The organism is Ensifer sp. (assembly GCF_035999135.1).
Taxonomy (GTDB): domain Bacteria; phylum Pseudomonadota; class Alphaproteobacteria; order Rhizobiales; family Rhizobiaceae; genus Ensifer.
This window is the reverse complement of the sequence record NZ_DASYGZ010000227.1, coordinates 1-11,275: the sequence shown is the minus strand read 5'-3', so window position 1 is coordinate 11,275 and position 11,275 is coordinate 1. Positions and strand designations below refer to the sequence as shown.

At 61.9% G+C, this 11,275-nt stretch carries 10 protein-coding genes; 6 read left to right on the top strand and 4 right to left on the bottom strand.

What is annotated here, in order from left to right:
- Positions 1-143: 143 nt before the first annotated feature.
- Positions 144-452, bottom strand: coding sequence for an SHOCT domain-containing protein (locus tag VGO12_RS30195; RefSeq protein ID WP_327516422.1), 309 nt, complete (start codon positions 450-452; stop codon positions 144-146).
- Positions 453-561: 109 nt separating this feature from the next.
- Between VGO12_RS30195 and phaC the strand changes: the two genes are divergently transcribed.
- From phaC to radC, 4 genes are read left to right on the top strand one after another with little or no spacing between them, the layout of a single operon-like run.
- Positions 562-2,400: a poly(3-hydroxyalkanoate) polymerase subunit PhaC gene (gene phaC, locus VGO12_RS30190; protein ID WP_327516421.1), complete on the top strand. Its 1,839-nt coding sequence runs from the start codon at positions 562-564 to the stop codon at positions 2,398-2,400.
- A gap of 19 nt (positions 2,401-2,419) precedes the next feature.
- Positions 2,420-3,139: a DNA/RNA nuclease SfsA gene (gene sfsA / locus VGO12_RS30185; protein ID WP_327516420.1), complete on the top strand. Its 720-nt coding sequence runs from the start codon at positions 2,420-2,422 to the stop codon at positions 3,137-3,139.
- A 30-nt stretch (positions 3,140-3,169) separates the two neighbouring features.
- A complete protein-coding gene (map, locus tag VGO12_RS30180) occupies positions 3,170-4,009 on the top strand; it encodes a type I methionyl aminopeptidase (RefSeq protein WP_327516419.1) in 840 nt (279 codons plus the stop codon).
- Positions 4,006-4,791 carry a RadC family protein gene (gene radC, locus VGO12_RS30175; RefSeq protein WP_327516418.1) on the top strand — a complete coding sequence of 262 codons (786 nt, stop codon included), beginning with the start codon at positions 4,006-4,008 and terminating at the stop codon, positions 4,789-4,791. The genes map and radC overlap by 4 nt, the downstream gene beginning before the upstream one ends.
- A gap of 56 nt (positions 4,792-4,847) precedes the next feature.
- Here radC and VGO12_RS30170 read toward each other — a convergent pair whose 3' ends face one another.
- Together VGO12_RS30170 and VGO12_RS30165 are read right to left on the bottom strand one after the other, a co-directional pair.
- Positions 4,848-6,026, bottom strand: coding sequence for a zinc-binding metallopeptidase family protein (locus VGO12_RS30170; RefSeq protein ID WP_327516417.1), 1,179 nt, complete (start codon positions 6,024-6,026; stop codon positions 4,848-4,850).
- Positions 6,027-6,069: 43 nt separating this feature from the next.
- A complete protein-coding gene (locus VGO12_RS30165; protein WP_327516416.1) occupies positions 6,070-7,113 on the bottom strand; it encodes a magnesium and cobalt transport protein CorA in 1,044 nt (347 codons plus the stop codon).
- A 202-nt stretch (positions 7,114-7,315) separates the two neighbouring features.
- Between VGO12_RS30165 and sthA the strand changes: the two genes are divergently transcribed.
- Both sthA and VGO12_RS30155 read left to right on the top strand, forming a co-directional pair.
- Entirely contained in the window at positions 7,316-8,731 is a 1,416-nt protein-coding gene (gene sthA / locus VGO12_RS30160; RefSeq protein WP_327516415.1) for a Si-specific NAD(P)(+) transhydrogenase, read from the top strand.
- Between the two features lie 178 nt (positions 8,732-8,909).
- A complete protein-coding gene (locus tag VGO12_RS30155) occupies positions 8,910-9,713 on the top strand; it encodes an endonuclease/exonuclease/phosphatase family protein (RefSeq protein WP_327516414.1) in 804 nt (267 codons plus the stop codon).
- Between the two features lie 94 nt (positions 9,714-9,807).
- Here VGO12_RS30155 and tig read toward each other — a convergent pair.
- Positions 9,808-11,275 (bottom strand): trigger factor (tig, locus tag VGO12_RS30150; protein WP_327516413.1); only part of this gene is annotated, 1,468 nt, incomplete at its 5' end.

Here is an 11,275-nt window from a genome sequence, read left to right as displayed (position 1 = left end):
TTGTGAAACTCTTCCATCTCCAAACCTCGTTTGGCGCACGCTCCCGCCAGCGGCTCTAGCCTTTGCGAAACCGTGCGCTGTGGTGAACGGCCGTCCATGCGGCCATTGAACGCTTTGCGTCCAAATCACCGGAAAGGCAAGTGCTAATTCTGGATCTCTTTCAGCGTGTCCGTGCCGTGCTGTTCGGCGAGCGCGCGCATCTCCGTCAGGCGTCTTTGATATTCCGCTTCGGAGATCGCGCCGGACTTGCGCTGTGCGCCGAGCGACGTCAGCCGGGCCTGCATGCTTGCCGCTTCGTCGTTGGTCATCTGGGTCGTCGCAGCCGGCTTCTGGCCATAAACCGAGGGGTAATTATCATAATTGGTCGTCTGGCTGTTGCAGCCTGCAAGCGTGCCGATGAGGACGATCCCTGCTAGCCAGGTGATGGAGCGCTGTTTTCCGACGGCAAGCATGCTGAAAAAGACCTCTGATTTGACGGCGCGACGATGCGCTAGCCCTTGTAATCATTTTCGGGCAGAATGTAAAAATACAAAACAAACAAGATGCTGTGGAGGACGCCGGGTGACAGCAGAGAGGAATGCGCAAGGCAAGGACGGCTTCGCAGGCTTCGACCCCAAATCTGTCGAACCCTATATCGTCAAGGATCCGGAAAGCCTCGCAGTCAACCTCGCCCGCGCCATGGAACAGCTTGGCAAGGCGGCATCCGCCTGGCTGGCACCGCGTGAATCGGGACAGAAATCCGACACCTTCGCCGAGCCGGTCACCGACATGGTGAAGACGCTTTCCAAGGTTTCGGAATACTGGCTGTCGGACCCGCGACGCACGCTGGAAGCCCAGACCCACCTGATGGGGAGCTTCTTCGAGATCTGGTCGCGCACGCTTCACCGCATGTCCGGAGACGTAACGGCGGATGCACCTGCCCTTCTGCGCAACGACAAGCGCTTTACCGACGAGGATTGGGTGAAGAACCCGTTCTTCGACTTCATCCGCCAGGCCTATTTCGTCACCTCGGATTGGGCCGAACGCATGGTGGAGGACGCGGAAGGGCTCGACGACCATACAAAACACAAGGCCGCGTTCTACGTGCGACAGGTTTCGAGTGCCCTCTCGCCGACCAACTTCGTGACCACCAATCCGCAACTCTATAGGGAAACCGTGGCATCGAGCGGGGCGAACCTCGTCAAGGGCATGCAGATGTTTGCCGAGGACATCGCCGCCGGCCGCGGCGACCTCAAGCTCAGGCAGACCGATACCAGCAAATTCGCGATCGGCGAGAACATCGCGATCACCCCCGGCAAGGTCATCGCCCAGAGCGACGTCTGTCAGGTGCTGCAATATGAGGCGACGACGGAGACGGTGCTGAAGCGACCGCTCCTGATCTGCCCGCCCTGGATCAACAAATTCTACGTGCTCGACCTCAACCCGCAGAAATCCTTCATCAAATGGGCTGTCGACCAGGGTCACACCGTGTTCGTCATTTCCTGGGTGAACCCGGACGAGCGGCACGCGAAGAAGGATTGGGAAGCCTACGCCCGCGAAGGCATCGGCTTTGCGCTCGATATCGTCGAACAGGCGACGGGCGAGCGCGAGGTCAACGCCATCGGCTATTGCGTCGGCGGCACGCTGCTTGCGGCCACCCTTGCCCTGCACGCGGCCGAGGGCGACGACCGCATCCGCTCGGCGACGCTCTTTACGACGCAGGTCGACTTCACCCATGCAGGCGACCTGAAGGTCTTCGTCGACGAGGATCAGATCAGCCAGATCGAGCAGAACATGAGCGCCACCGGCTATCTCGACGGTTCGAAGATGGCGACGGCGTTCAACATGCTCAGGGCCTCCGAACTGATCTGGCCCTATTTCGTCAACAACTACCTCAAGGGCCAGGATCCGCTGCCCTTCGACCTGCTCTACTGGAACTCCGATTCGACGCGGATGCCGGCCGCCAACCACTCGTTCTACCTGCGCAATTGCTACCTGGAGAACAAGCTGTCAAAGGGCGAGATGATGCTCGCGGGCCGAAAGGTCTCGCTCGGCGACGTCAAGATCCCAATCTACAACCTCGCCACCAAGGAAGATCACATCGCCCCGCCGCGCTCGGTCTTCCTCGGCAGCGCCTCCTTCGGCGGCAAGGTTACCTATGTTCTCTCCGGCTCCGGCCACATCGCCGGCGTCGTCAACCCGCCGGACAAGGGCAAGTACCAGTTCTGGACCGGCGGCGCGCCCAAGGGCGAGTTCGACGACTGGTTCAAGGCCGCGAAGGAAACCCCGGGCTCCTGGTGGCCGCACTGGCATCAGTGGCTCGAAAAGCTCGACAAGCGCCGCGTTCCGGCTCGAAAACCCGGTGGTCCGCTGAACACGCTCGAGGAAGCGCCAGGCTCCTACGTGCGCGCCCGGGCATGATCCAGTTGCAGGACGTCTCTTGAACTTCGATCCCCCGCTTGTGGAAGCAACCCTCGTGCAGCGCTACAAGCGCTTCCTCTTCGATGCGCTGTTATCGAATGGTAACGCCATCACCGGTTTTTGCCCGAACACGGGCTCGATGCGCGGGCTGACGGCGCCTGGTTCGCGCATCTGGATGTCGCAACATGACAGCCCGACGCGGAAGTACCGCCACATGCTCGAAATCGTCGAAGCCGACGGCACGACGGTGGGCATCAATACCGGCCTGCCGAACCGACTGGCGGAAGAGGCCATCCGGCTCGGGCTCGTGTCCAACCTGCATGACTACGAACATCTCGCACGCGAACAGCGCTACGGTCGCAACTCACGCATCGACATTCTCCTCCGCGACCGCGAACGGGGCCTTGCCTATGTCGAGGTCAAGAACGTGCATTTCAGTCGAACGCCCGGCCTTGCCGAGTTTCCCGACAGCCCGACGACCCGCGGCGCCAAACATCTCGACGAACTCGGCGACATGGTCGAAGGGGGGCATCGCGCCATCATGATCTACCTTGTGCAACGGGGCGATTGCGACCATTTAAGGATCTGCCGCGACTACGACCCGGCCTATGCGAAAGCCTTTGATCGTGCGATGGCGCGCGGGGTCGAAGCCTACGCCGTCAAATGTCAGGTTTCGCCGAGCCAAATCCGGCCGTCCGGGCTGATGACAGTGGACGAAGCGGCCCTCGCTGCTCTATGAAATCCGCTTGGAACAAATGAAAGTTTTGGAATGGTGACTTACATCGAGGCAGGGTCTGCCCCCTACAAAAACACCGGCGTCATCAGGCTCTACGGACCGGACGGTTTTGAAGGCATGCGCAAGGCCTGCCAGGTGACGGCGCGCTGCCTCGACGCGCTGGTCTCGCGCGTTCAGCCCGGCGTCACCACAGACGAGATCGACCGCTTTGTCTTCGAGTTCGGCATGGACAACGGCGCGCTGCCCGCCACGCTGAACTACCGCGGCTACACCAAGTCCTCCTGCACCTCGATCAATCATGTGGTCTGTCACGGCATCCCCAACGACAAGCCGTTGCGTGACGGCGATATCGTCAACATCGACGTCACCTATGTCGTCGACGGCTGGCACGGCGATTCGAGCCGCATGTATCCGGTCGGCGAGATCAAGCGCGCGGCCGAGCGGCTGCTCGATGTCACCCACGAAAGCCTGATGCGCGGCATCGCCGCGGTTCGGCCGGGCGCCCGCACCGGCGCGATCGGCGAAGCGATCCAGACCTATGCCGAAGCCGAGCGCTGCTCGGTCGTGCGCGACTTCTGCGGCCACGGCGTCGGCAAGCTGTTCCATGATGCCCCGAACATCCTGCATTACGGCCGCGCCAACGAAGGTCCGGAACTGCGCGAAGGCATGATCTTCACCATCGAACCGATGATCAATCTCGGCCGCCCGCATGTGAAGGTGCTTGGCGACGGCTGGACGGCGGTCACCCGCGACCGGTCGCTTTCGGCCCAGTACGAGCACACGGTCGGCGTGACCGCCGACGGTTGCGAGATCTTCACCTTGTCGCCGGCGGGCCTCTTCAAGCCTGGCGTCAACACGCTCGGCGCCGCATGACGAAGCGTCCGATCTCCGCTGACGGCGACATGGCGCCACCGGCGGACGAAAGGACGTTTTTCCCACAATTGCTCGACACGGCACCGGCCGAAAAGAAGGCGCCGGCTGCCGAAGCGCATTACCACGGGCACCGCGACCGGCTGCGGACGCGCTATCGCGAACACGGCGATACGGCACTGGCCGACTATGAGCTCCTGGAAATGCTGCTGTTTCGGCTGATCCCGCGCAAGGACACCAAACCGATCGCCAAGGCGCTGCTTGCGCGCTTCAAAACGCTTGCCGGCGTCTTCGGCGCGCCGGTGGCGCTGCTTCAGGAAGTCAGCGGCATCGGCGAAACGGTGGCTCTCGACCTCAAGCTGATATCCACGATCGGCCATCGGACGCTGAAGAGCGAGCTTCACCAGAAGCAGGTCCTGTCCTCCTGGAGCGCGGTGATCGACTATTGTCACGCGGCGATGGCCTACGAGACCAAGGAGCAGTTCCGCATCCTCTTCCTCGACAAGCGCAACACGCTGATTGCCGACGAAGTGCAGCAGAAAGGCACGATCGATCATACGCCGGTCTACCCGCGCGAAGTCGTGAAGCGTGCACTCGAACTCTCGGCCACCGCGATCATCCTGGTGCACAACCACCCATCCGGCGACCCGACGCCGTCGCGCGCCGATATCGACATGACGAAGCTGATCGTCGAGACCGCGAGACCGCTCGGCATCGCGGTGCACGATCACATCATCATCGGCAAGGACGGGCACGTGAGCCTGAAGGGGCTGCGGCTGTTCTGATCGATCCGGCAGCTGGATCACGCACGGAAAGGCCTCCCATCAGCGGGAAAAGCTCATCAGCCAAGAAGCCTCGCCACTCCTGAAGTCGTCGCCACCGTGCGGGAATCTTCAACGACCATGTGCACGAACTGGAGCTTCGCAGCTGTGGGTTTCGACATCACGAAAGGGTAGAAGTCCGGCTGACCCAAGCTGCGCGCCAGTTCGTTGAGCACCATGGTCATTTCGACCCAGGAATTTAGCAAGGACAGAAAGCTGTCGGCACCGGCATCGTCAGGCGCATACAGCGCGTCGCGCTCGAACGGTTCGATCATCGCCTCGAGATCCTCCGCGTCCAAGCCAAACCCAAACGCAGTGCCCAGACTGTCGATCATGTGCAGGTAGTGCGCCCAGGTTTCCGCCCAGTCCTCCCAGGGGTGTGTGGAAGCATACGAGGTGATGTATCGATCGCCCCAGTCGGCGGGTGGACCGTTCTCGTAGTTCGCCTGCAACGCCTTGGCGTAATCGGCACGCTCGTCGCCGAAAACCACGCGAAACAGCTCCAACCAGGGCCCGTTCAGAACGAGCCGATCCCAGTAGTAATGGCCGACTTCGTGACGAAAGTGGCCGAGCAGCGTGCGGTAGGGCTCATGCAGTTCAAGCCGCATTCTCTCCCGCTCGACCGAATCCGCCTCCTCGATGTTGACCGTTATCAGGCCGTCAGCGTGCCCGGTCAGCACCCGTGGTCCTTCCGGCGGAGAACGGAGAAAATCGAACATCAGACCGTGGGCCTCGTCCTCGTCGACCTTGGATTTCACCGGCAGTCCGAGCGCCAGCAACTGCGACACAAGCCGCCGCTTTGCCGCTTCAAGCAGGCCCCAGTAGCGCGCATTATCCTCGCGATCGAGGTTCGGAATCGTGCGGTTCAGCCGGCAGGCGATGCAAAGGTCGCCCGGTTCGCTGGCCTCCAGCATCCAGTTGCACTGCGCCGGCGTTTCGCGATTACCGCAATACTTCAGCAACGGGCGTTCCACGCCTGCGACCCAGATGCCGGGCTGTGGGCCGAGGTCGAGCGGCAACAGCGCATCTTCACCAGGCAGGTATCCGAGCGGCGACTGGCAGCTGTTGCAAAGCATGTTGCCGAAAAACACGTGGCTGCCGCAGCGGCACAGGAAGGTGCGCGAGTAGCGCCTCGCCACATCGCGCTGCCTCCAGCTTGTGCCGATCAAATCGGCGAGCGTTTCCAGAAGGCCTGCCACCACACCCTCCGAATTCAGGACCTGGCAATGACGGCGTTCCCGCTTACAGCCACTTGGCCCGACGGAAAAACCGATAGAGCGTTCCGCACAACCCGATGATCACCGCCAGCACGACGAAATAGCCGTAGCGGAACTTCAACTCCGGCATGTCGTCGAAGTTCATGCCGTAGATGCCGGCAATCGCCGTCGGCACGGCGAGGATCGCCGCCCAGGACGCGAGCTTGCGCGAAATTTCCGTCTGTTCGGATTGCCCGACCATCAGGCTTGTTTCGAAGGTGAAGGCGAGCACCTCGCGCAACGCATCGATATCCTCCTGGACACGGCGCACATGGTCGGTCACGTCGCGGAAGAGCGGCTGCATCGCCGCGTCCATGCCCGGTAGCTCGATATGTTCGTGGCGCCGACAGACGTCGACGAGCGGTACCACCGCATTGCGCAACCTGAGCAGATTGCGACGCAGCAGATAAAGCCGCTCGATATCCTTCTTGATCAGCCGCTCCCTGAGCAGCCGATCTTCGAGCTCCTCGACCTCCTCATGGATCGCCTCGATCACCGGCATGTAGTTGTCGACGATGAAATCGAGGATCGAGTAGAGGATGTAGTTCTCGCCGTGGGCAAGGGCTGCCGGCGAGGATTCGCAACGCTGGCGGACGGCCATGTAGGACGTCGAAGCGCCATGCCGGACCGAAACGACATAACCGCGCCCGACGAAAAGATGGGTTTCACCGAAGGCGATCTCGTCGCCGACCATGTGCGCCGTGCGCGCGACGATGAACATCGAATCGCCGTAGATTTCTAGCTTCGGCCGCTGGTGCGCCTTGCAGGCGTCCTCGATCGCCAGATCGTGCAGGTCGAACTCCCGCTGCACCTGCCGGAGCAGATCGGGCTCGGGTTCGTGCAGGCCGATCCAGATCACGACACCCGGGCGCGCCCGCCATTCGCCGGCATCCTCGACGCGGATATCGCGGACCCGAACGCCATTCTCGTAAACCGCCGCAGCGACGACGCCCGGCCGTTGTTCGACCTGCGGGTCTGCGGCTTCCGCCGTCGGCTGCGGCACGACCCTGTTCGTCAGCTCCAATCCCATCGCGACCCTCCCAGGCAAACACGACACCGATGGGCCCGGCATGTCGTCACGATGCCAAGCATACGCGCATTCCCTTATATTCTCATCCACCAGTTTTCAGCTATGAAAACCACTTCATCAAACCGTGCAATTGGCGGTATAGAGGCATCGAAGCGAGAACTTTCGCAGCGCACAACGATTCCATCTTGCAACGGATACGCCCATGAACCAGTTCGATCTCATCGTTGTCGGAAGCGGGCCGGCCGGTCGCCGCGGCGCCATCCAGGCCGCCAAGCTCGGCAAGAAGGTTCTCGTCATCGAGCAAGGCAAGCGCGTCGGCGGCGTTTCGGTTCATACCGGCACCATCCCGTCAAAGACCCTGCGCGAGACAGCGCTCAATCTCTCCGGCTGGCGTGAACGCGGGTTCTACGGACGCTCCTATCGCGTCAAGCAGGAGATCAGCGCCGACGACCTGAGGCAGCGGCTGATCATTACGCTCAATCACGAGGTCGAGGTTCTCGAACATCAGTTTGCCCGCAACCGGGTACAGCAGATGCGTGGGCGAGCAAGTTTCGTCGATCCGACCACGCTCGAAGTCGTCAAGGATGACGGAGAAACGATGCTTGTCTCCGGTACAAGCATCATGTTGGCCGTCGGCACCAAGCCGTTCCGGCCGGACTACATGCCCTTCGACGGCAAGACCGTGCTCGACAGCGACGAACTGCTCGATATCGCCGAGCTGCCGCGTTCGCTCGTCGTCATCGGCGCCGGCGTCGTCGGCATCGAATATGCCACCATCTTCAGCGCGCTCGACACGCAGGTGACGGTCATCGATCCGAAGACGACCATGCTCGACTTCATCGACAAGGAGATCGTCGAGGACTTCATCTATCAGCTGCGCGACCGCAACATGAAGCTGCATCTCGGGCAGAAGGCCGACAAGGTCGAGCGCCTCGGCGATGGTAAGGTGCTGCTGACGCTCGACAATGGCCGCAAGATCACAACGGACATGGTGCTCTTCGCCGCGGGTCGCATGGGCGCGACCGACACGCTCAACCTTAAGGCAGCCGGGCTCGAGGCCGATAACCGCGGAAGGCTCAAGGTCAACCCCGAGACCTTCCAGACGTCGGTCCCGAACATCTATGCGGCCGGCGACGTGGTCGGCTTCCCGAGCCTCGCCTCGACGTCGATGGAGCAGGGCCGCATCGCAGCGCGCGTCGCCGTCGGCGCAATCGCCATGGAGCCGCAGAAGTACTTTCCCTACGGCATCTATGCCGTGCCCGAGATTTCCACCTGCGGCCTTTCGGAAGAAGAAGTCAGGGAACGCGGCATTCCCTATGAATGCGGCATGGCGCGCTTCCGCGAGACCTCGCGTGGCCACATCATGGGCCTCGATTCCGGCCTGCTGAAGATGATCTTCTCCTTGAAGACCCGCCGCCTGCTCGGCGTGCACATCATCGGCGAAGGTGCGACCGAACTCGTCCATATCGGCCAGGCCGTCCTGAACCTCAAGGGCACCGTCGAGTACTTCGTCGAGAACACCTTCAACTACCCGACGCTCGCCGAAGCCTACAAGATCGCCGGTCTCGACGCCTGGAACCGCATGGGCGAAATCAAGCAGGAATTGCCAAAAGCGTAAGCGGCAAGCGACGCAACCGCACGCGTCACGAACGCGACGGCGACAGATCGCCCTCTAGCAGTGTCTGTCGAAGGCGGGTGCGGTCGTGTCGAAAGCCTGCGGGCAAGAAGCGCGCTGGTGCCCAACGCGCCAGCGAATCGGATAGCTTGACCTCTCGCAACAAAGAGGCAAGAACGCCATGCGCATCCTTTCGCTTAATGCCTGGGGCGGCAAGCTCCATTCGCCATTGATGGCTTATCTCGCCGACGTCGATGCCGACGTGTTCTGCCTGCAGGAAATCGGGCGCTCGCCTGACGCCGATGCGCAATGGCTGACCTATCGCGACGCAGGCGTCGAACTGCCGCAACGCGCCAATCTCTTCGACGAAATCGCTGCCCTTCTGCCCGGTCACGACGGCTTCTACTGCCCGACCGCCCGGGGCACGCTGTTTGACGGCGAAAGGCCCGTCGCGTCCGAGTTCGGGCTCGCGACCTTTGTCCGGCGAAGCCACTCCGTCATCGGGCAAACGCTCGGATTTGTTCACGGGACATACTCGCATGACGGCTGGGGCCCTCACCCGCGCGCCCGCAACGCCCATTGCATCCGGCTGTTCGACCATGGCAGCGGCCGCGCCATTACCATCGCGCAAATGCACGGATTGCGGACCGTCAACGGCAAGTCCGATAGTCCGGAGCGCGCCGCCCAGGCCGATGCGCTCCTGCAGCTCATTCGCCAGGTCTGGCCCGGGGACGAGCCACTGGTAGTGTGCGGCGACTTCAACGTCCTGCCCGACAGCATCACTTTCGACAGGCTTGCCGAACTTGGCCTGACCGATCTGATCGTCTCGCGCGGCCACACGGACACCCGAACCTCGCACTATAAGAAGGACGGTCGCTTCGCCGACTACATGCTGGTGAACGCCAGCGTCGATGTCTCACAGTTCGATGCCGTCGCTGAGCCGGAAGTTTCCGACCACCGAGCTCTCGTTCTCGAGCTGTCCTGACGGGCGCTGCCGTCGACACCGGACATAGACGACCGAACGAAAAAGGCCCTGCCGCAAGCGGCAGGGCCTTTCGATTTCTAAGGCTTTGGTCCGATTACTCGGCGCTGTCGTCAGCGGCCTTCTTCTTGGCCGGAGCCTTCTTCTTCGGAGCGGCGGCTTCTTCGCCTTCAGCGGCGTCAGCCTTGGCAGCAGCCTTCTTCTTGGCCGGAGCCTTCTTGGCAGCCTTGCCTTCGCCTTCTTCGTCGTCAGCCGTCAGCTCTTCCTTGGAAACCGTCTTGTCGGTTACCGAGATCTCGCCGAGCAGGTGGTCGACGACCTTCTCTTCGAACAGCGGGGCGCGCAGCGAAGCGGCGGCACCGGGGGTGTTCTTGAAGTAGTCGAGGATCTGCTTTTCCTGGCCCGGGAACTGGCGCAGCTGTTCGAACAGCGAACGCTGCAGTTCGTCGTCGCTGACCTGAACGCCGGCCTTTTCGCCGATTTCCGAGAGAACGAGGCCGAGGCGGACGCGACGCTCAGCGAGCTTGCGGTATTCGGCGCGGGCTTCTTCTTCGGTGGTTTCTTCGTCAGCGAAGGTCTTGCCGGCCTGCTGCAGGTCGGTGTTGATCTGGCGCCAGATGTTTTCGAATTCGGCTTCGACGAGGCGCTCCGGCGTTTCGAACTGGTAGAGTTCGTCGAGCTGGTCGAGGATCTGACGCTTGACCTTCTGACGGGTCAGGTTGCCATACTGGCTTTCGATCTGGCCGCGGACGATTTCCTTCAGCTTGTCAGCCGATTCGAGGCCGAGCTTGGTGGCCAGTTCGTCGTTGATTTCGATGTCCTGGGCGCCGGCGACGTCCTTGACGGTGATGTCGAAGGTCGCTTCCTTGCCAGCAAGGTTTGCTGCCGGGTATTCAGCCGGGAACGTGACGGTGATGGTCTTCTCGTCGCCAGCCTTGACGCCGACGAGCTGCTCTTCGAAGCCCGGGATGAAGCGGTTGGAGCCGAGAACCAGCTCAGCGTCTTCGTCCTTGCCGCCGTCGAAGGCAACGCCGTCGACCTTGCCGAGGTAATCGATGGTGACGCGGTCGCCGTTGGCGGCCTTGCCCTTCTTCGATTCGTAGCTGCGGGCGCTTTCGGCGATCTTCAGGATCTGCTCGTTGACTTCGTCCTCAGCGATCTCGACGACTTCGCGGGTCACCTTGATGCCGCTGACGTCCTTGAGTTCGATCGCCGGAATGATTTCATAGGCAACGGTGAACTCGAAGTCTGCTTCGGCGTTGAGGATCTTGTCGGCTTCAGCCTCGTCCTCGGTCATCGCGACTTCCGGCTGGGTCGCCGACTTTTCGCCACGGCCCGACAGGATCTCGGTCGGCTTTTCGCGGACGATCTCGTTGACGAGATCAGCCATGATCGACTTGCCGTAGATCTTCTTCAGATGCGCGGCCGGCACCTTGCCCGGACGGAAGCCGTTGATCTTCACACGGTCCTTCACTTCGGCCAGGCGCTCGTTCATACGAGCTTCCATGTCCTTGGCCGGGATAACGACCTTGAGTTCGCGCTTCAGCCCTTGAGCGAGCGTTTCG

Coding starts and splice junctions, on each gene's coding strand:
- map (WP_327516419.1), top strand. CDS start 3,170: ATGGTGACTTACATCGAGGCAGGGTCTGCCCCCTACAAAAACACCGGC.
- VGO12_RS30155 (WP_327516414.1), top strand. CDS start 8,910: ATGCGCATCCTTTCGCTTAATGCCTGGGGCGGCAAGCTCCATTCGCCA.
- sthA (WP_327516415.1), top strand. CDS start 7,316: ATGAACCAGTTCGATCTCATCGTTGTCGGAAGCGGGCCGGCCGGTCGC.
- VGO12_RS30165 (WP_327516416.1), bottom strand. CDS start 7,113: ATGGGATTGGAGCTGACGAACAGGGTCGTGCCGCAGCCGACGGCGGAA.
- radC (WP_327516418.1), top strand. CDS start 4,006: ATGACGAAGCGTCCGATCTCCGCTGACGGCGACATGGCGCCACCGGCG.
- VGO12_RS30195 (WP_327516422.1), bottom strand. CDS start 452: ATGCTTGCCGTCGGAAAACAGCGCTCCATCACCTGGCTAGCAGGGATC.